The following is a 20712-nucleotide window of genomic DNA, read 5'->3' as shown; positions in this document are numbered from 1 at the left end:
GTGGACCAATGCTGGCCGTTTGGCCGACTGTCGGCGGCGCGCGTCGCTTTGCAGAATCAGGTCTCGGATGCGCGGCGTGGGCCGCGACGATCTCGGGAGGCTGGGATGGCAGGACGATGGGTGGCGCGGTTTGCACAGGGCAGGCACCGGTCGACGGGAATCGACGTCGGTGCGCACGAAGTGAGGGTGGCCGTGCTGAGCCGGCGCGGCAGGGAAGCGGAGGTGCGCGTCGAGGGGCTGGAGCGCGAACCGGTCGGCTTGGCGGGCGGGCCGGAGGACGCGCGTTGGGCGGCGGTCGCGCGGTCGCTGGCGGCGGCCGTGGCGCGGCTGTCGGCGTCCGACGTGCAGTGCGACGCGCGCGGCGTGATGGCGCTGCACGATGACGAGATGCGCACCGCGACGCTCGATCTGGCCGGGCGCGGCGACATCCCGGACGCCGCGCGGCAGGCCGCCGAACGCATCTCGGGGCTCGCGCCGGACAGTCTCGCGTTCGACTGGCGGCACTACGGCGGCGCGCGGTCCGGCGAGATCGCGGTGGCGGTCGCGCCGCTGGCGCTGCTCGAGCGGCGGATCGACGTGGCCGCGCAGGCCGGTATCGACCTGACGGTGATCGACGGCGAGTCGGCCGCCGTGCTGCGCGCGCTGCGCTATGCCGCACGGTTCGAACTCGATGCGCAGGGCGCGTACGCCGTGCTGTGGTTCTGCGACGCGGGCGTGCGCGGCTGGCGAATCGAGGGACGGTCGGCGATGCCGGTGCTCTCCCTGTCCGGCACGTTGCCGGAGGCGCTTCCCGATGCGTTGCGTCGGCGCGTGCTGGGGGGCGTGGGCTGCGTACTCGTCGCCGGGGACGAGCGATGTATCGCCCGCTTCGATACGTCGATTGCCGAGATCGGCGACGTGCTCGGCACGGCAGTGGTCCCGTTCGACTGCACGGGCTGGGACGGCCAGCCGTGCGCGCGCGCCGCCGTGCCAGGCGGCCCGGCGTTTGCCGTCGCGTTCGGGCTGGCGTTGCGTGGGGTGTGGGAATGACGGCCGGTCACGTGGCGGCAAACGGAGACGGCGCGGCGGCGCAGCAGCTCGTACAGGCGGTACTCGGCGACTTCAACCTGCTGCCGTACCGCGAGCGGTTGGCGCGGGCATTGCGGCGTCGGCGGGCCACGCAGTGCGGTGTGGCGATCCTGCTCGGCGTGCTTGGCGCCGGTCTGTGGACGGGCGCTGCGGTGTTGTCGCGGTGGCGGGTGGATGCCGAGCGCGCCGGCGTGGAGGCGCGGCTGCGACAGGTGCAGCCGCGGGTGGCCGTTGCGACGCGCGCGGCCGATGCAGCCGCCGCCGTCGCGCGGCGCGACGCGCAGGCGGCTGCGCTGGCCGCACCTTACCGGCGCGTGGCCGGGTTGCTGGCGACCCTGAACCACGTGCGCGCCGATCATGTCCGGCTCGATGCGCTGCGCATGACGACGACCGGCGCGGTGCTCGATGCGCGCGCCGCGAGTTACCGGGCGGCTGCGCGGTGGCTCGCCGCGATGGCGCGCGAGCAGCGCGACTGGCGGATCGATATAGATACGTTGAAGCCTGCGTCGGATGCGCCGGCTTCGACGGCCGGGATGCCGTTCCGGTTCTCGGTGCAGTTGCGCTGGCACGATGCGACGTCGTCGCGGACGGTGTCGGGAGGGGGCGCATGACGGCGCTCGCGCATGGGCCGGCGCTGCGCGCGGGCGCCAGGGCGGGCCACATGCCGCGCGTGTCGGCGGCCGCCGCGCATGCCGCGGGTTGCGTGCTGGCGTTCGCGGCCGTGCTGGCAGGCGGCATTCATCTGGCGAATGCGGCCGACTGGAGCGGGCTGGTACAGAGTCGCGCGTTGCTCGCCGCGGCGCAGGCGCGCGCGGCCGACGCGCAGCGCGTGCTGGCTTCCGCCGGACAACGACGCGACGGGCATCCTGCGTCGACGCGTGACGATCGCTTGCCGCCTACGCCGGAATGGGCCGCGCTGATGCTGGCGCTGGCCGATCTCGCCGCGTCGAGCGGGTTGCACGGCGTATCGATCGAACCGCAGCGCGCCGATGGCGCGGCATCGGACGGCCGACGCAGCGTACACATCGCCGCGGACGGCGGCTTTCACGCGCTGCTGCATATGGTTGGCGGGCTGGCGCGCTTCCCGGTGTTGGCGGTACCGTCGGCGCTGCGTATCGAGCGCGGCATGTCGGCGGCGCGGGTGGATATGTCCGTCGACGTATTTCCGGCGCTGCCGGCGACAACGGCCGCGGCGGGCAACACGCCGGTTCGCGCCGCTGCGCCCGACGCCGATCCGTTCGGCGAGGGGGGCCTCGCCGAAGCGGCGGGGCGCGCGGCCCGCCTTGCCGGCACGATTCGCGACGCGCGTACCGGTCTCGCGTTGTTCGACGACGGCGACGGCGCGTTCACGGCCGTCGCACCTGGCGAGGTGCTGGGGGTCGCGCGCGTGGTGCGTGTCGACCGCGCGGCCGTGACGCTTGCGACGGCGGACGGATCGCAGCGGCTTGTGCTTGACGACGGAGGCCGGCCATGACGAAGCACGGCTGTTGGATGCTCGTCATCTGGGCCGGCGTGACGGCGGCCGGCGCAAGCGCGTCGGTGCCGCCGCTGCCGGCGGGCTGGCCGGCCGGGGCGACGAATGTGTCGGTGCCGAGCCTGCCGCAGCCGCTGCGCGTGGCCGATAGCGTGGACAGCGCGGTAGCGGAGGACGCCGGCCCGCCGCCGTTCGATCAGGCGGCGCGCACGGCGCTGCAGACGGAAGCCGCCGCGCCGGTCCCCGCGCTCGAGGGACCGCCGATCCCGCTGGCGCCGCCGGCCCGGATGAGCGACGCCGCGGCACGGCAACCGGGCGATGCGGACGACGCGCGGCGGATCTCGCTGAATCTGCAGGGCGTCGGGCTCGCGGCGGCGTTCGACGCGATCGCGCGATTCACGGGGCTCAATATCGTCGTCGGCGAGCAGGTGCGCGGCACGGTCACGTTACGTCTGAACAATGTCCGCTGGCGCGACGCGTTCGACACGCTGCTCGACACGCACGGGCTCGCGATGTCCCGGCGCGGCAGCGTGATCTGGGTCACGCCGGCCGCCGAGCTGGCTGCGCGCGAACGCGAGCGCTTCGACATGCATGCGCGGGCCGCCGATCTGGAGCCGCTCGCAAGCCGTACGTTCGTGCTGCACTATCCGCGCGCCCAGGACGTGCAGCGGCTGCTGGCCGGCGCGACCGGCCAGCGCCTGCTGTCGAAGCGCGGCGCGGCGGCGGCCGATCCCCGTACGAACCTGCTGTTCGGGACCGATCTCGCGCCGCGCATCGTGCAGATCGCGGGCCTGATCGACGCGATTGACCGGCCGTCGCGGCAGGTCCGGATCGAGGCCCGCATCGTCGAAGGCGAGCAGGGTTTCTCGCGCAACCTCGGCGCACGTGTCGCACTGCGTGCGCAGGGGCGGCCGCCGTCGGCCGAGGGTACGTCCTTCACGGCGGACGCGCGCAACGCGCTGGATCTCGCCGCGCGGCCGCTCGGCGGCTTCGATGCGGCGACCGCCGGCTTCACGCTGTTCGCCGCGCCGCTCAGCCGCGTACTCGACATCGAGTTGAGCGCGCTGGAAGCGCAAGGCCGGGGCCAGATCGTTTCGCGTCCGCGGGTGGTGACGGCCGACCGCGTGAAGGCCATCGTCGAGCAGGGCGCCGAGCTGCCGTACCAGGCGAAGGTCGGCAACGGCATGAGCGGCGTGCAGTTCCGCCGCGCGACGCTGAAGCTGGAGGTCGAGCCGCAGATCACGCCGGACGGGCGCGTGGTGCTCGATCTCGACGTGACGAAGGACAGCGTCGGCGAGCCGACCGCGGCCGGCCCTGCGATCCATACGAAGCACGTGCAGACGCGCGTCGAGGTCGAGAATGGCGGGACGGTCGCGATTGGCGGCATCTATGAACAACTGAGCCGGAACGATGTGACGCGGGTGCCGCTCTTGGGCAAAATACCGTTTCTGGGCGCGCTTTTCCGGCACCGCGCGCAGCGCGACCAGCGCAACGAACTGGTCGTCTTCATCACGCCGACCGTCGTCGATGCGCGTTGCGGCGCACCCGGCGCGGGCGACGCGGATGCCGAGGAAACGGGGCCGGAAGCCGCCGGCGCAGGCTCGACAAGGCAGCCGCTTTGCCAGTAAGCTGCGCCACACACCAGCAAGATTGAAGCAGAGGAAGCCGTTGCAAGCGCGGGACCCACATGCAAACGTATTTTTCGTCGGCCTTATGGGAGCGGGTAAGACCACCGTGGGCCGTGCGGTCGCGCGTCGTCTCGACAGGACGTTCTTCGACTCCGACCACGAAATCGAGGCCCGTACGGGCGCGCGCATTCCGGTGATCTTCGAGCTGGAGGGCGAGGCCGGCTTTCGCGATCGCGAAACGCAGGTGATCGCCGAGCTCGCGCAGCGCGAGAACATCGTGCTCGCGACGGGCGGCGGCGCGGTGCTGCGCCCGGAAAACCGCGACAGCCTGAAAAGCCACGGCATCGTCGTCTACCTGCGCGCCAACCCGCACGATCTGTGGCTGCGCACGCGCAAGGACAAGAACCGCCCGCTGTTGCAGACCGAAGATCCGAAGGGGCGTCTCGAAGCGCTGTACGAAGTGCGTGACCCGCTGTACCGCGAATGCGCGGATTTCGTCATCGAGACCGGCCGTCCGTCGGTCAACGGTCTCGTCAACATGGTGTTGATGCAACTCGAACTGGCCGGCGTCATCGCCAAGCCGCTACAAGCATGATTACTGTCAACGTCGATCTGGGCGACCGCGCCTACCCGATTCATATTGGCGCCGGCCTGATCGGCCGCACCGAGCTGTTCTCGCCCCACATCAAGGGTTCGTCGGTCACGATCGTCACGAACACGACGGTCGATCCGCTCTACGGCAACGCGCTGCGCGCGGCGCTCGCGCCGCTCGGCAAGCGCGTGTCGACGGTCGTGCTGCCGGACGGCGAGGCGTACAAGAACTGGGAAACGCTGAACCTGATCTTCGACGGCCTGCTGACGGATCACGCGGACCGCAAGACGACGCTCGTCGCGCTCGGCGGCGGCGTGGTCGGCGACATGACGGGCTTTGCCGCCGCGTGCTACATGCGCGGCGTGCCGTTCATCCAGGTGCCGACGACGCTGCTGTCGCAGGTCGATTCGTCGGTCGGCGGCAAGACGGGCATCAACCACCCGCTCGGCAAGAACATGATCGGCACGTTCTACCAGCCGCAGGCCGTGATCGCGGACATCGGCGCGCTGACGACGCTGCCCGATCGCGAACTGGCGGCCGGCGTCGCCGAAGTCATCAAGACGGGCGCGATCGCCGATGCCGAATTCTTCGACTGGATCGAGGCGAACGTCGACGCGCTGAACCGTCGCGAGCCCGCTGCGCTCGCGCACGCGGTGAAGCGTTCGTGCGAGATCAAGGCGAGCGTCGTCGCGGCCGACGAGCGCGAAGGCGGCCTGCGCGCGATCCTGAACTTCGGCCACACGTTCGGCCATGCGATCGAGGCCGGGCTCGGCTACGGCGAATGGCTGCACGGCGAGGCGGTCGGCTGCGGAATGGTGATGGCGGGCGACCTGTCGGTGCGGCTCGGCCTGCTCGACGAAGCGTCGCGGCAGCGCCTCGATGCGGTGATCGCGGCCGCGCATCTGCCGACCCGCGGGCCGGCGCTCGGCGATGCGCGCTACATGGACCTGATGCGCGTCGACAAGAAGGCTGAGGCCGGCGCGATCAAGTTCATCCTGCTGAAGCGATTCGGCGATACGCTGATCACGCAGGCGCCGGACGAAGCGGTATTCGCTACACTGGCGCAAACGACCGGCTAACGGCGCCCGGATCCGCCGGCGCCCCTGACATGGAGGAGACGTGAGCGAGACATCCAGCAGCACATTGCCCGAAGCCGGCCGCGCATCCGTCGCGCCGGTGGCCGAGCCGCCGACGCTGGCGGCGCTGGAAGCCCATCTCGCTCCGTATGCCGCGCACGCGTCGCAGTCACGCGGCCGCCGCCATCCGGAAACCCCGCCGGCGGCGCGCACCGAATTCCAGCGCGATCGCGACCGCATCGTCCATTCGACCGCGTTTCGCCGGCTCGAATACAAGACGCAGGTCTTCGTCAATCACGAAGGCGACCTGTTCCGCACCCGCCTCACGCACAGCCTCGAAGTCGCGCAGATCGCGCGCTCGGTCGCGCGCAACCTGCGGCTGAACGAGGATCTCGTCGAGGCGATCTCGCTCGCGCACGATCTCGGCCATACGCCGTTCGGCCATGCCGGACAGGACGCGCTGAATGCGTGCATGCGCGAGCACGGCGGCTTCGAGCACAACCTGCAGAGCCTCGCGGTGGTCGACGAGCTCGAGGAGCACTACGGCGCGTTCAACGGGCTGAACCTGTGCTTCGAGACGCGCGAAGGCATCCTGAAGCACTGCTCGCGCGAGAACGCGCGCAAGCTCGGCGCGCTCGGCGAGCGCTTCCTGCAGGGCCGCCAGCCGTCGCTCGAGGCGCAGCTCGCGAACATCGCCGACGAGATCGCCTACAACAACCACGACGTCGACGACGGCCTGCGCTCCGGCCTGATCACGATCGAGCAGCTCGCGGAAGTCGAGCTGTGGCAGCGTCACTACGAAGCGGCGCTCGCTGAATTCCCGCACCTCGAAGGCCGCCGTCTCGTGCACGAGACGGTGCGCCGCATCATCAACACGCTGATCGTCGACCTGATCGACGAAACCACGCGCAATCTCGCCCGCGTCGCGCCCGCGTCGCTCGACGACGTGCGCGCCGCGCCGCCGCTCGTGTCGCACAGCCCCGAGGTCGCCGCGCAGGCAGCGGCCCTCAAGCGCTTCCTCTTCAAGAACCTGTATCGCCACTACAAGGTGATGCGCATGGCGAGCAAGGCGCAACGCGTCGTCACGGGGCTGTTCGACGCGTTCATCGACGATCCGCGCCTGCTGCCGCCGCCGTACCAGTCCGACGACGCGGCGCAGCAGCCGCGTCTCGTCGCGCACTATATCGCCGGCATGACCGACCGCTTCGCGCTGAAGGAATATCAGCGCCTGTTCGTCATCAGCGACAACTGACTGTCACAAACGATCACTAGACTTCGCCGGTTCAATGGCGACGGGAAGGTTGCACACGCTGTTGGTAACGTTTTCATAGGAGAGGTCGATGAAGAAGAAGCCTGCGGGGACACTGGTTCGTTCGATCGCGCTCGGCGGCGCGCTGTTGTTCGGGGTGCAGCACGTGGCGCTCGCCGCGACGGAAATTCAGTTCTGGCATGCGATGGAGGCCGCGCTCGGCGAGCGGGTCAACGCGATCGCCGACCAGTTCAACGCGTCGCAAAGCGACTACAAGATCGTGCCGGTCTTCAAGGGCACCTACGACCAGGCGCTCGCGGCCGGCATCGCGGCCTATCGCAGCGGCAACGCGCCGGCGATCCTGCAGGTCTATGAAGTCGGCACGGCGACGATGATGCAGGCGAGGAAGGCGGTCGTGCCCGTCTACGACGTGTTCAAGCAGGCCGGCGTGACGCTCGACGAGAAGGCGTTCGTGCCGACCATCGCGAGCTACTACAGCGACGCCAAGACGGGCCACCTCGTGTCGATGCCGTTCAACAGCTCGACGCCGGTGCTGTACTACAACAAGGACGCGTTCAAGAAGGCCGGCCTCGATCCGAACCAGCCGCCGAAGACGTGGGCCGACGTGAAGGCCGATGCCGAGAAGCTGCGCAAGTCGGGCATGGCGTGCGGCTTCACGACCGGCTGGCAGGGCTGGATCCAGCTCGAAAACTACAGCGCATGGCACGGGCTGCCGTTCGCGAGCCGCAACAACGGCTTCGACGGCACCGACGCCGTGCTCGAGTTCAACAAGCCGCAGCAGATCGAACATATCTCCTTCCTGCAGCAGATGGCGAAGGACGGCACGTTCACGTACGCGGGCCGCAAGGATGAAGCGTCGGCGAAGTTCTACAGCGGCGACTGCGGGATCCTGACGACGTCGTCGGGCGCGCTCGCGAACGTGCAGAAGTTCGCGAAGTTCAGCTACGGCACGGGCATGATGCCGTACGACGCGAACGTGAAGGGCGCGCCGCAGAACGCGATCATCGGCGGCGCGAGCCTGTGGGTGCTGGCCGGTAAGGATCCGGCGACCTACAAGGGCGTCGCGAAATTCCTCTCTTACCTGGCGTCGCCCGCGGTCGCCGCGAAGTGGCACCAGGACACGGGCTACCTGCCGGTCACGACCGCCGCATACGACCTGACGCGTCAGCAGGGCTTCTACGCGAAGAACCCGAGCGCCGAAACCGCGATCAAGCAGATGCTGAACAAGCCGCCGCTGCCGTACACGAAGGGGCTGCGGCTGGGCAACATGCCGCAGATCCGCACGGTCGTCGACGAGGAGTTCGAACAGGTCTGGGCGCAGAAGAAGTCGCCGAAGGACGCGCTCGATTCGGCCGCGTCGCGCGGCGACGAACTGCTGCGCCGCTTCGAGAAGTCGGGCGGCTGAGCACGCATCGCGTCGTGCCGCCGGCGGCGCCGCGCGCGAGCGCGTGCCGTCCGGCGGCGCGGTTTCCCTTCCGTTTCGCCTGACCGGATATCCGCGATGCAATCCCGTTCCCGTTTCGGTACGAGCCCGGTGCCGTACCTGCTGATCGCGCCGCAGCTCGCGATCACCGCCGTGTTCTTCCTGTGGCCGGCCGGCGTCGCGCTGTGGCAGTCGACGCAGATGCAGGATGCGTTCGGCACGTCGAGCGAATTCGTCGGCTTCGCGAATTTCACGCACCTGTTCGCCGATCCGCTGTATCTCGATTCGTTCCGCACGACGCTCGTGTTCAGTTCGCTGGTCACCGTGAGCGGGCTCGTCGTGTCGCTGCTGCTCGCCGCATGCGCCGACCGCGTGATCCGCGGCGCGCGCGCGTACCGCACGCTGCTGATCTGGCCGTACGCGGTCGCGCCGACGATCGCGGCCGTGCTGTGGGCGTTCCTGTTCAACCCGAGCATCGGCCTGATCACGTATGCGCTCGCGAAGGGCGGCATCGTGTGGAACCACGCGCTGAACGGCGGCCAGGCGATGTTCCTCGTCGTGCTGGCGTCGGTGTGGAAGCAGGTGAGCTACAACTTCCTGTTCTTCTACGCGGGACTGCAGGCGATTCCGCGCTCGCTGATCGAGGCGGCCGCGATCGACGGCGCGGGGCCGGTGCGGCGCTTCTTCAACATCGTGCTGCCGCTGCTGTCGCCGACGAGCTTCTTCCTGCTGGTCGTGAACCTCGTCTACGCGTTCTTCGACACGTTCCCGGTGATCGACGCGGCCACCGGCGGCGGCCCGGCGCAGAGCACCAAGACGCTGATCTACAAGATCTTCGCGGAGGGCTTCCAGGGGCTCGACATCGGCAGTTCGGGCGCGCAGTCGGTCGTGCTGATGATCATCGTCGTGGGGCTCACGGTGATCCAGTTCCGCTTCGTCGAGCGCAGGGTGCAATACGCATGATCGAAAATCGCAAGGGTTTCGACCTGTTCTGCCACGCGGTGCTGATCGCGGGTGTCGTGCTGATCGTGTTTCCCGTCTACGTCGCGTTCTGCGCGGCGACGATGAACGCGCAGGAAGTGTTCACGGTGCCGCTGTCGCTCGTGCCGAGCACGCACCTGTTCGAGAACGTCGCGTACATCTGGGGGCACGGCAGCGGCGGCACGACGGCGCCGTTCGGCCGGCTGCTCGTGAACAGCTTCGCGATGGCGCTCGGGATCGCGGTCGGCAAGATCGCGGTGTCGATCCTGTCCGCGTACGCGATCGTCTATTTCCGCTTCCCGTTCCGCAATACGGCGTTCTGGCTGATCTTCGTCACGCTGATGCTGCCGGTGGAAGTGCGGATCTTCCCGACCGTGCAGGTCGTGTCGACGCTGCACCTGACGAACACCTACGCGGGGCTCTCGCTGCCGCTGATCGCATCGGCGACCGCGACGTTCCTGTTCCGCCAGTTCTTCATGACGCTGCCCGACGAGCTGATGGACGCGGCGCGCATCGACGGCGCGGGGCCGCTGCGCTTCTTCTGGGACGTCGTGCTGCCGCTGTCGAAGACGAGCATCGCCGCGCTGTTCGTGATCACGTTCATCTACGGCTGGAACCAGTATCTGTGGCCGATCCTGATCACGACGGAAGCGTCGCTGTCGACGGCGGTGGTGGGCATCAAGACGATGATCGCGAGCGGCGACGCCGCGACCGAATGGCAATACGTGATGGCGGCGACGCTGCTGGCGATGATCCCGCCGCTCGTCGTCGTGCTGGCGATGCAGCGCTGGTTCGTGCGCGGCCTCGTCGATTCCGAGAAATGAATGACCGACGGTAACCGGGAGAAGGACCAGGTATGGCTGCGCTGAGCTTGAAGGGCGTCAGGAAATCCTACGACGGCAAGCAGCACGTGCTGCATGGCATCGACGTGGAGATCGCCGACGGCGAATTCATCGTGCTGGTCGGCCCGTCGGGCTGCGGCAAGTCGACGTTGCTGCGGATGATCGCGGGGCTCGAGAGCGTGACGGACGGCGAGATCGCGATCGGCGACCGAGTCGTCAACACGCTGGAGCCGAAGGACCGCGACATCGCGATGGTGTTCCAGAACTATGCGCTGTACCCGCACATGACGGTCGCGCAGAACATGGGCTACGGGCTGAAGATCCGCGGGATCGAGCGCGCGACGATCGATGCGCGGGTGGCCGCGGCCGCGAAGATCCTCGAGCTCGAGCCGCTGCTCGCGCGGCGGCCGCGCGAACTGTCGGGCGGCCAGCGGCAGCGCGTGGCGATGGGGCGCGCGATCGTGCGCGAGCCGTCGGTGTTCCTGTTCGACGAGCCGTTGTCGAACCTCGACGCGAAGCTGCGCGTGCAGATGCGGCTCGAGATCCAGCGGCTGCATGCGCGGCTCGCGACGACGAGCGTGTACGTGACGCACGACCAGATCGAGGCGATGACGCTCGCGCAGCGGGTGATCGTGATGAACCGCGGCTACGCGGAGCAGATCGGCGCGCCGGTCGACGTGTACGAGAAACCGGCGACGGTGTTCGTCGCGGGCTTCATTGGCTCGCCCGCGATGAACCTGATGCACGGCCGGCTGTCGGAGGACGGCGCGACCTTCACGGTCGCGGGCGGCGGCCCCGCGCTGCCGCTCGCCGGCGCGCCCGGCATCGGCCGCGAGATCGCCGCCGGGCGCGACTGGGTGCTCGGCGTGCGGCCCGAACACATGACGCCGCAGCCGGGCGTCGCGCAGGCGCCGCTGCCGGTCGATTCGTGCGAGCTGCTCGGCGCGGACAATCTCGCGCACGGCCGCTGGGGCAATCACGACGTCGCGGTGCGCCTGCCCCACGCCGACCGCCCGGCCCGCGGCACGGCGCTGGCGGCTGCGCTGCCCGCGCACCGGCTGCATTTCTTCGATCCCGAAACCGGCAAGCGTGCCGGCTGAAACTGTCCGACTGCCGAGAGACCGACGATGATCACCCGCCCCGACTGGCCCTATCCGCGCGTCGTCGCCCATCGCGGCGGCGGCACGCTCGCGCCGGAGAACACGCTGGCCGCGCTTGACGAGGGCGCGCGGCGCGGTCACCGGATGGTCGAGTTCGACGCGAAGTTGTCGGCCGACGACGTGACGTTCCTGCTGCACGACGACACGGTCGACCGGACTTCGAACGGCCACGGCGCGGCGGCGGGCATGCGTTATGCGGCGCTGGCCGCGCTCGACGCGGGCGCGTGGCGCGATGCCCGCTTCGCGGGCGAACGGATGCCGACGCTGGAGGCGGCCGCGGCGCGCTGCATCGCGCACGGGCTGGCCGCGAACGTCGAGATCAAGCCGTGCCCGGGGCGCGAGCGCGAAACCGGGCAGCGTGTGGCGGCCGACGCGGCCGCGTACTGGCGCGATGCCGCGGTGGCGCCGCTGCTGTCGTCATTCTCGTTCGACGCATTGCAGCAGGCGCGCGCGACCGTGCCGGGCCTGCCGCGCGGGATGCTCTACGAAGTCGTGCCGGACGACTGGCAGGCGCAGGTGATCGACGCGCTCGGCTGCGTATCGTTGCATGCAGACCACAGTCGGCTCGACGAACCGCTCGTGCGCGCGATCAAGGCCGCCGGGCTGCGCATCCTGGTTTACACGGTGAACGACCTCGAACGGGCGCGCGAACTCGCGCGTTGGGGCGTCGATGCCGTCTGCACGGACCGCATCGACCTGATTGCGCCCCACGCGCTGGACGACATCGACGCCGTCTGATTGGCCGCCGCCACGGCTTGCGCCGCGGCGGCGCTGGCGAAACCGTTGCGCGGAATGTGCCTGACGCGAAAAAACGACGCCCCGACGGGATTTCCGCCGGGGCGTTTTGCATCGTGGAGACGTTACGTCAGGAAAAATCCGCTACAAATTGCAGCAGGATTAACCATTCCCCAAATATTCGACTACGCTTAGAAGCGGTAGCCGACGTTCAGGTACGTGACGATCGGGTTCAGCGAGATCTTCGCCTTCGACGTTTCGGTCAGGGTACCGACCGGCGTCCGGCGGGCCGTCGTGAAGGTCGCGGTCACCTTGACCGGGATGTACGAGAGCGACAGCCCCGCGAACCAGTGTTTGGTGAAGTTGTACGTGAAGCCGGCGTTGAAGACGGGCGCCCACTGGTTGCTGGTCGTCGCGCTGGTCGGGCCGCCGAGCACGCCGTTCTCGAAGCTGCCGTTCGTGATCTTCGCGCCGGTGAACCAGACGTACGTCGCGCCGACGCCGACATACGGACGGAACTTCGCATTGGCGTCGTTGAAGTGGTAGCGCAGCAACACGGCGGGGCTCCACTGGTACGCACGGCCGAGTACGCCGAATCTTTCGAACTGACCCTTGCCGGTAATGTCGAACTTCGGCGGTATCCCCATCACGAGCTCGGTGGAGATATGGTCGGTGACGAAGTAGCCCGCCGCGAGGCCCAGCGTGTCGGCGTCGTTGATGCCGGCGCCGGTGTTGGGAATGGATTGGTTGATGGGCGTGCCGCCCACGCGGTAGACGAACAGCGGGTCGCTGCTGTCCTGCGGCGAAAGGTGCAGCCAGCCGGTGCTGACGTAGAAATCACCTGCGGATTGTGCGTGTGCCGTACCGCCCGCGAATGCGAATGCGAGCGCTGCGGCCCCCGTAATGGCCAGTTTTCGTTTCATTGTGTCTCCTCCGATCAAAGGCGTGCTCATTATGACGACTGCGTTTAAAACCAAACAAGCTCGTAAGTTAGAGTTTTCTCCCTAGGATTCGCACGACCGTACGCTTACGCGCGCCGCTGGGGCAGGCATTCTACGCAGGTGCGCAATTTCGGACCTCCGGGTATTTCCTAACGCGTTCAAACGGACATTCAGCATGGCACGGTTAGCACGACTCTACGTTCCCGACCAGCCGCAGCACGTGATACTGCGCGGCCTGGATCAGCAACCCGCGTTCGTCGACGACCAGGACTACGAACTCTTCATCGATTGCCTGAAGGCCGCCGCACGCGATCACCACCTGTCGGTGCATGCCTACGTGCTGCTGCCGCGCCAGGTGCAACTGCTCGTGACGCCGAGCGACGAGGCCAGCCTGCCGAAGGCGATGCAGGCCGTCGGCCGTCGCTACGTCGCGCATTTCAACCGGCGCTATTCGCGGCGCGGCACCCTGTGGGAAGGCCGCTACCGGGCGACGGTGATCGAAGGCGAGCGCTATTTCCTGCTCGCGAGCCGCGTGGTCGAGATGAGCCCGGTGCGCTCGCAGCTCGTCGCGACGCCCGAGGCCTATCGCTGGTCGAGCTACCGGCATCACGTCGGACTCACCGTCGACAGCCTGATCACCGACCATCCGCTCTACTGGGCGCTCGGCAACACGCCGTTCGACCGTCAGCGCGCGTACAAGGAGCTGTGCGAGCAGCCGCTCGACGAGCGGCAGGCCGACCAGCTGCAGCAGGCGACGCTGAAGGGCTGGGTGCTCGGCGGCGAGAATTACCGCGAGTGGGCGGCGCGCACCGCGAACCGGCGCGTGTCGCCGTTGCCGCGCGGACGCCCCAGAAAGGTGCGCGAGAACACGCCGCCGATCCAGCAGTAACGCCGGAAAGGCAGGTCAGAAGCGGCGCTGCAGGCGCCGCTTCTTTTTGCACCAAAACGATACGCCCCCAATAAAACGGCACCATCTCAAGGCATTCATTTAATTGGGGATCGATCAAGCGGTTTTTGTTGCTATTCCCTTGATTCGTCGCGTATATTCCGAATTCCGGTGGCCCGGGCGAAGCCTGCCCAACCACCGTCGGCCGCGCCGTCTCCCGCCGGGAGCGGGATCGATGGCAACAAGAAAACGGTTCAACGGCCTCCAGGCCCCCTTTACGACGGTGTCCCCATGAACGACCACCAGCAGCCGCTCGCCGCGGTGCCCGCCGCACAAGGTCTGTACGACCCGCAAAACGAACACGACGCCTGCGGCGTCGGCTTCGTCGCTCACATCAAGGGCAAGAAGAGTCACGAGATCATTCAGCAGGGTCTGAAGATCCTCGAGAACCTCGACCACCGCGGCGCGGTCGGCGCCGATCCGCTGATGGGCGACGGCGCGGGCATCCTGATCCAGATTCCGGACGCGTTCTATCGCGAGGAAATGGCGAAGCAGGGCGTGGACCTACCGCCGGCCGGCGAATATGGCGTCGGGATGATCTTCCTGCCGAAGGAAAACGCATCGCGTCTCGCGTGCGAGCAGGAGCTCGAGCGTACGGTGAAGGCCGAAGGCCAGGTCGTGCTCGGCTGGCGCGACGTGCCGGTCGACCATGCGATGCCGATCTCGCCGACGGTCAAGGCGAGCGAGCCGCTGATCCGCCAGATCTTCATCGGCCGCGGCAAGGACATCATGGTGACGGACGCGCTCGAGCGGAAGCTGTACGTGATCCGCAAGACGGCGAGCCACCGCATCCAGGCGCTGAAGCTCAAGCACGGCAAGGAATACTTCGTGCCGTCGATGTCGGCGCGCACGGTCGTCTACAAGGGGCTGCTGCTGGCCGGCCAGGTCGGCGTGTACTACCGCGACCTGCAGGACCCGCGCGTCGTGTCGGCGCTCGCGCTCGTGCACCAGCGCTTCTCGACCAACACGTTCCCGGCGTGGGAGCTGGCTCACCCGTACCGGATGATCGCGCACAACGGCGAGATCAACACCGTGAAGGGCAACGTGAACTGGCTGAACGCGCGTACCGGCGCGATCGCGTCGCACGTGCTCGCCGACGATCTGCCGAAGCTGTGGCCGCTGATCTACCCGGGCCAGTCGGATACCGCATCGTTCGACAACTGTCTCGAACTGCTGGTGATGGCCGGCTACCCGCTCGTGCACGCGGTGATGATGATGATCCCGGAAGCGTGGGAACAGCACACGCTGATGGACGAGAACCGCCGCGCGTTCTACGAATACCACGCCGCGATGATGGAGCCGTGGGACGGCCCGGCCGCGATCGCGTTCACCGACGGCCGCCAGATCGGCGCGACGCTCGACCGTAACGGCCTGCGCCCGGCGCGCTACATCGTGACCGACGACGACCTCGTCATCATGGCGTCGGAGGCCGGCACGCTGCCGATCCCCGAATCGAAGATCGTCAAGAAGTGGCGCCTGCAGCCGGGCAAGATGTTCCTGATCGACATGGAACACGGCCGCATCATCGACGACAAGGAACTGAAGGACAACCTCGCGAACGCGAAGCCGTACAAGAGCTGGATCGACGCGGTGCGCATCAAGCTCGACGAGATCGAGCCGAAGGCCGAGGAAGTCGCGGCCGGCCGCACGCAGGGCGCCGCGCTGCTCGACCGCCAGCAGGCGTTCGGCTATACGCAGGAAGACCTGAAGTTCCTGATGGCGCCGATGGCGCAGCAGGGCGAGGAAGCCGTCGGTTCGATGGGCAACGACTCGCCGCTCGCGGTGATGTCGAACAAGAACAAGACGCTCTATCACTACTTCAAGCAGCTGTTCGCGCAGGTCACGAACCCGCCGATCGACCCGATCCGCGAGAACATGGTGATGTCGCTCGTGTCGTTCATCGGCCCGAAGCCGAACCTGCTCGACACGAACAACATCAACCCGCCGATGCGCCTCGAAGTGTCGCAGCCGGTGCTCGACTTCAAGGACATCGCGAAGATCCGCGCGATCGACCAGTACACGGGCGGCAAGTTCAGCGCGTACGAGCTCAACATCTGCTATCCGGTCGCCTGGGGCAAGGAAGGCATCGAGGCGCGCCTCGCGTCGCTGTGCGCGGAAGCCGTCGACGCGGTGAAGTCGGGCTACAACATGCTGATCGTGTCGGACCGCAAGACGGACGCCGAGCACGTCGCGATTCCCGCGCTGCTCGCCACGTCGGCGATCCACACGCACCTCGTCCAGCAAGGGCTGCGCACGAGCACGGGCCTCGTCGTCGAGACGGGCTCCGCGCGTGAAACGCACCACTTCGCGCTGCTCGCGGGCTACGGCGCGGAAGCCGTGCACCCGTACCTCGCGATGGAAACGCTCGCGAAGATGGCCGAAGGCCTGCCGGGCGACCTGTCGCCGGAGAAGGCCGTCTACAACTTCACGAAGGCGGTCGGCAAGGGCCTGCAGAAGGTGATGTCGAAGATGGGCATCTCGACGTACATGTCGTACACGGGCGCGCAGATCTTCGAAGCGCTCGGCCTGTCGAGCGACCTCGTCGAGAAGTACTTCAAGGGCACGGCGTCGAAGGTTGGCGGCATCGGCCTGTTCGAAGTCGCGGAAGAGGCGATCCGCCTGCACCGCGATGCGTTCGGCGATAGCCCGGTCCTGCGCGACATGCTCGACGCGGGCGGCGAGTACGCGTACCGCGTGCGCGGCGAAGACCACATGTGGACGCCGGATTCGATCGCGAAGCTGCAGCACGCGACGCGCAGCAACTCGTACCAGACGTACAAGGAATACGCGCACCTGATCAACGACCAGACCAAGCGTCACATGACGTTCCGCGGCCTGTTCGAGTTCAAGGTCGAGCCGACCAAGGCGATCCCGATCGACGACGTCGAGCCGGCGAAGGAGATCGTCAAGCGCTTCGCGACCGGCGCGATGTCGCTCGGCTCGATCAGCACCGAAGCGCACGCGACGCTCGCGGTCGCGATGAACCGGATCGGCGGCAAGTCGAATACCGGCGAAGGCGGCGAGGACCAGAAGCGCTATCGCAACGAACTGCGCGGCATTCCGATCAAGTCGGGCGAGACGATGAAGTCGGTGATCGGCGACGAGATCGTCAGCGACATTCCGCTGAAGGACGGCGATTCGCTGCGCTCGAAGATCAAGCAGGTCGCGTCGGGCCGCTTCGGCGTCACCGCCGAGTACCTCGCATCGGCCGACCAGATCCAGATCAAGATGGCGCAGGGCGCGAAGCCGGGCGAAGGCGGCCAGCTGCCGGGCCACAAGGTGTCGGAATACATCGGCAAGCTGCGTTACTCGGTGCCGGGCGTCGGCCTGATCTCGCCGCCGCCGCACCACGACATCTACTCGATCGAGGATCTGGCGCAGCTGATCCACGACCTGAAGAACGTGAACCCCAGCGCGAGCATCTCCGTGAAGCTCGTGTCGGAAGTGGGCGTGGGCACGGTCGCGGCCGGTGTCGCGAAGGCGAAGGCCGACCACGTCGTGATCGCCGGCCATGACGGCGGCACGGGCGCGTCGCCGCTGTCGTCGGTCAAGCATGCGGGCACGCCGTGGGAGCTCGGCCTCGCCGAAACGCAGCAGACGCTGGTGCTGAACCGCCTGCGCGGCCGCATCCGCGTGCAGGCCGACGGCCAGATGAAGACGGGTCGCGACGTCGTGATCGGCGCGCTGCTCGGCGCGGACGAATTCGGCTTCGCGACGGCGCCGCTCGTCGTCGAAGGCTGCATCATGATGCGCAAGTGCCACCTGAACACATGCCCGGTCGGCGTCGCGACGCAGGATCCGGTGCTGCGCGCGAAGTTCAAGGGCCAGCCCGAGCACGTCGTGAACTACTTCTTCTTCGTCGCCGAGGAAGTGCGCGAGATCATGGCGCAGCTCGGCATCGCGAAGTTCGACGACCTGATTGGCCGCGCCGACCTGCTCGACACCCGTAAGGGCATCGAGCACTGGAAGGCGAAGGGCCTCGACTTCTCGCGCGTGTTCTACCAGCCGGAAGAGTGCGAGGACGTCGCGCGCCGTCACGTCGACGTGCAGGATCACGGCCTCGAGCGCGCGCTCGACCACGTGCTGATCGAGAAGGCGAAGGCCGCGATCGAGAACGGCGAACATGTGTCGTTCATCCAGCCGGTGCGCAACGTGAACCGGACGGTCGGCGCGATGCTGTCGGGCGTGATCGCGAAGAAGCACGGCCACGACGGCCTGGCCGACGACGCGGTGCACATCCAGCTGAAGGGCACGGCCGGCCAGAGCTTCGGCGCGTTCCTCGCGAAGGGCCTGACGCTCGACCTCGTCGGCGACGGCAACGACTACGTCGGCAAGGGCCTGTCGGGCGGCCGGATCATCATCCGCCCGACCAACGACTTCCGCGGCAAGTCCGAGGAAAACATCATCTGCGGCAACACGGTGATGTACGGCGCGATCGAAGGCGAAGCCTTCTTCCGCGGCGTGGCCGGCGAGCGCTTCTGCGTGCGCAACTCGGGCGCGACGGCGGTCGTCGAAGGCACGGGCGACCACGGCTGCGAATACATGACGGGCGGCACGGTCGTCGTGCTCGGCGAGACCGGGCGCAACTTCGCGGCCGGCATGTCGGGCGGTCTCGCGTACATCTACGATCCGGAAGGTACGTTCGCGGCCAAGTGCAACAAGTCGATGGTCGCGCTCGAGCCGGTGCTGCAGCAGGCCGAGCAGGAGCGCACGGTCGACCGCGCGCTCTGGCACGAAGGCACGACGGACGAAGCGCTGCTCAAGGGGCTCGTCGAGCGTCATTTCCAGTTCACGGGTTCGCCGCGCGCGAAGTCGCTGCTGGAAAACTGGGACGCGGCGCGCCGCCAGTTCGTGAAGGTGTTCCCGCACGAATACAAGCGCGCGCTGGGCGAGATCGGTGCGAAGAAGGCGGCGAAGGAAGTGCTGGCCGCCTGAGCGACGAACGACATAGCGAATGCCGCGCGCGCCTGACGGCCGCGCGCGGCTCCCCCACCCGATACACCGAACAGAAGAGCACCTTATGGGCAAGGCAACCGGTTTTCTGGAGTTCGAACGCCGCCACGAGGCGTACGAAGCACCGCTCACGCGCGTGAAGCACTACAAGGAATTCGTCGCGGCGCTGACCGACGCGGACGCGAAGGTCCAGGGCGCGCGCTGCATGGATTGCGGCATCCCGTTCTGCAACAACGGCTGCCCGGTCAACAACATCATCCCGGACTTCAACGATCTCGTTTACCGCCAGGACTGGCAGCAGGCGATCGAAGTCCTGCACTCGACCAACAACTTCCCCGAGTTCACGGGCCGCATCTGCCCGGCGCCGTGCGAGGCGGCGTGCACGCTCGGGATCAACGACGACCCGGTCGGCATCAAGTCGATCGAGCACGCGATCATCGACAAGGCCTGGGCGGAGGGCTGGGTGAAGCCGCTGCCGGCCGAGCACAAGACCGGCAAGAAGGTCGCGGTCGTCGGTTCGGGCCCCGCGGGCCTCGCCGCCGCGCAGCAGCTCGCGCGGGCGGGCCACGACGTGACGGTGTTCGAGAAGAACGACCGTATCGGCGGCCTGCTGCGTTACGGGATTCCCGATTTCAAGCTCGAGAAGTGGCTGATCGACCGCCGCATGCGCCAGATGGAAGCGGAAGGCGTGACGTTCCGCACCAGCGTGTTCGTCGGCAAGGAGCCGCTGCCCGAGTCGATCGGCAGCCTCGCGAAGGAAACCATCTCGCCGGACACGCTGAAGGAAGAGTTCGACGCGGTCGTGATCGCCGGCGGTTCGGAAACGCCGCGCGACCTGCCGGTGCCGGGCCGCGAACTCGCGGGCGTTCACTTCGCGATGGATTTCCTGCCGCAGCAGAACCGCGTGAACGCGGGCGACAAGCTCACGGACCAGCTGCTCGCGAAGGGCAAGCACGTGATCGTGATCGGTGGCGGCGATACGGGTTCGGACTGCGTCGGCACGTCGAATCGCCACGGCGCGAAGCAGGTCACGCAGTTCGAGCTGCTGCCGCAGCCGCCGGAAGAGGAAAACAAGCCGCTCGTGTGGCCGTACTGGCCGATCAAGCTGCGCACGTCGTCGTCGCACGAGGAAGGCTGCGAGCGTGACTGGGCGGTCGCGACGAAGCGTCTCGAAGGCAAGAACGGCAAGGTCGAGAAGCTGATCGCGGTGCGCGTCGAGTGGAAGGACGGCAAGATGCAGGAAGTGCCGGGTTCCGAGTTCGAGATGAAGGCCGATCTCGTGCTGCTCGCGATGGGCTTCACGCAACCGGCCGCGCCGGTGCTCGACGCGTTCGGCGTCGCGAAGGACGCGCGCGGCAATGCGCGCGCGGCGACCGAAGGCGATCGTTCGTATTACACATCGGTCGACAAGGTGTTCGCGGCAGGCGACATGCGTCGCGGCCAGTCGCTAGTCGTGTGGGCAATCCGCGAAGGCCGCCAGTGCGCGCGCTCGGTCGACGCGTACCTGATGGGGCATTCGGAACTGCCGCGCTGAGCTGAATCGCGCGAGCGGGTTTCGATGAACGCCGGGCGTCCGAGAGGGCGCCCGGTTTTTTTATGCCCGGCGCGGCTGCGTGTTGGCGC

The 20712-nt window shown here is 67.9% G+C and carries 16 protein-coding genes; 15 read left to right on the top strand and 1 reads right to left on the bottom strand.

Annotated elements, in window-relative coordinates; all coding sequences use genetic code 11:
• Window positions 1-105: 105 nt before the first annotated feature.
• The 12 genes from HWX55_RS29825 (at window position 106) to ugpQ (ending at window position 12252) form a co-directional block, all read left to right on the top strand.
• Window positions 106-1029, top strand: a complete 924-nt coding sequence (locus HWX55_RS29825) for a competence protein ComA (protein ID WP_175978344.1) — start codon at window positions 106-108, stop codon at window positions 1027-1029.
• Window positions 1026-1679 carry a fimbrial protein gene (locus HWX55_RS29820; protein ID WP_175978343.1) on the top strand — a complete coding sequence of 218 codons (654 nt, stop codon included), beginning with the start codon at window positions 1026-1028 and terminating at the stop codon, window positions 1677-1679. The genes HWX55_RS29825 and HWX55_RS29820 overlap by 4 nt, the downstream gene beginning before the upstream one ends.
• Window positions 1676-2542 carry a pilus assembly protein gene (locus tag HWX55_RS29815; RefSeq protein ID WP_175978355.1) on the top strand — a complete coding sequence of 289 codons (867 nt, stop codon included), beginning with the start codon at window positions 1676-1678 and terminating at the stop codon, window positions 2540-2542. The genes HWX55_RS29820 and HWX55_RS29815 overlap by 4 nt, the downstream gene beginning before the upstream one ends.
• Window positions 2539-4170, top strand: a complete 1632-nt coding sequence (pilQ, locus tag HWX55_RS29810) for a type IV pilus secretin PilQ (RefSeq protein ID WP_175978342.1) — start codon at window positions 2539-2541, stop codon at window positions 4168-4170. The genes HWX55_RS29815 and pilQ overlap by 4 nt, the downstream gene beginning before the upstream one ends.
• Window positions 4171-4210: 40 nt before the next feature.
• Complete coding sequence (gene aroK, locus HWX55_RS29805) at window positions 4211-4765, top strand: shikimate kinase AroK (RefSeq protein WP_069619412.1); 555 nt, start codon at window positions 4211-4213, stop codon at window positions 4763-4765.
• A complete protein-coding gene (aroB, locus tag HWX55_RS29800) occupies window positions 4762-5841 on the top strand; it encodes a 3-dehydroquinate synthase (protein ID WP_175978341.1) in 1080 nt (359 codons plus the stop codon). The genes aroK and aroB overlap by 4 nt, the downstream gene beginning before the upstream one ends.
• A gap of 64 nt (window positions 5842-5905) precedes the next feature.
• Window positions 5906-7090, top strand: a complete 1185-nt coding sequence (locus HWX55_RS29795) for a deoxyguanosinetriphosphate triphosphohydrolase (protein ID WP_244140679.1) — start codon at window positions 5906-5908, stop codon at window positions 7088-7090.
• Window positions 7091-7178: 88 nt separating this feature from the next.
• On the top strand, window positions 7179-8513 hold the full coding sequence (ugpB, locus tag HWX55_RS29790; RefSeq protein WP_175978339.1) for a sn-glycerol-3-phosphate ABC transporter substrate-binding protein UgpB: 1335 nt from the start codon (window positions 7179-7181) through the stop codon (window positions 8511-8513).
• Window positions 8514-8609: 96 nt separating this feature from the next.
• Window positions 8610-9494 carry a sn-glycerol-3-phosphate ABC transporter permease UgpA gene (gene ugpA / locus HWX55_RS29785; protein WP_006481867.1) on the top strand — a complete coding sequence of 295 codons (885 nt, stop codon included), beginning with the start codon at window positions 8610-8612 and terminating at the stop codon, window positions 9492-9494.
• On the top strand, window positions 9491-10336 hold the full coding sequence (ugpE, locus tag HWX55_RS29780; protein WP_050013146.1) for a sn-glycerol-3-phosphate ABC transporter permease UgpE: 846 nt from the start codon (window positions 9491-9493) through the stop codon (window positions 10334-10336). Before ugpA ends, ugpE begins: the two co-directional genes overlap by 4 nt.
• 32 nt (window positions 10337-10368) lie before the next feature.
• Window positions 10369-11454: a sn-glycerol-3-phosphate import ATP-binding protein UgpC gene (locus HWX55_RS29775; RefSeq protein ID WP_175978338.1), complete on the top strand. Its 1086-nt coding sequence runs from the start codon at window positions 10369-10371 to the stop codon at window positions 11452-11454.
• A 27-nt stretch (window positions 11455-11481) separates the two neighbouring features.
• A complete protein-coding gene (gene ugpQ / locus HWX55_RS29770; protein ID WP_175978337.1) occupies window positions 11482-12252 on the top strand; it encodes a glycerophosphodiester phosphodiesterase in 771 nt (256 codons plus the stop codon).
• Window positions 12253-12440: 188 nt separating this feature from the next.
• Here the strand turns inward: ugpQ and HWX55_RS29765 are convergent, their stop codons facing one another.
• The gene (locus HWX55_RS29765; protein ID WP_175978336.1) at window positions 12441-13172 is read right to left on the bottom strand and encodes an OmpW family outer membrane protein; all 732 of its coding nucleotides are present in this window, start codon (window positions 13170-13172) and stop codon (window positions 12441-12443) included.
• Window positions 13173-13365: 193 nt separating this feature from the next.
• Here HWX55_RS29765 and HWX55_RS29760 point away from each other — a divergent pair, with 193 nt between their 5' ends.
• The 3 genes from HWX55_RS29760 to HWX55_RS29750 all read left to right on the top strand — a co-directional run bounded on the left by HWX55_RS29760 (window position 13366) and on the right by HWX55_RS29750 (window position 20623).
• Window positions 13366-14079, top strand: coding sequence for a transposase (locus tag HWX55_RS29760; protein WP_027783329.1), 714 nt, complete (start codon window positions 13366-13368; stop codon window positions 14077-14079).
• 288 nt (window positions 14080-14367) lie between these two features.
• The gene (locus HWX55_RS29755) at window positions 14368-19071 is read left to right on the top strand and encodes a glutamate synthase-related protein (RefSeq protein ID WP_175978335.1); all 4704 of its coding nucleotides are present in this window, start codon (window positions 14368-14370) and stop codon (window positions 19069-19071) included.
• An 85-nt stretch (window positions 19072-19156) separates the two neighbouring features.
• A complete protein-coding gene (locus HWX55_RS29750; RefSeq protein ID WP_175978334.1) occupies window positions 19157-20623 on the top strand; it encodes a glutamate synthase subunit beta in 1467 nt (488 codons plus the stop codon).
• The last annotated feature ends 89 nt before the right edge of the window (window positions 20624-20712 follow it).

Source organism: Burkholderia sp. BCC1047 (assembly GCF_902833155.1).
In the GTDB taxonomy this organism is placed as follows: Bacteria; Pseudomonadota; Gammaproteobacteria; order Burkholderiales; family Burkholderiaceae; genus Burkholderia; species Burkholderia sola.
The sequence above is the reverse complement of the archived record's forward strand: the minus strand, read 5'-3'. Positions and strand labels throughout refer to the sequence as shown.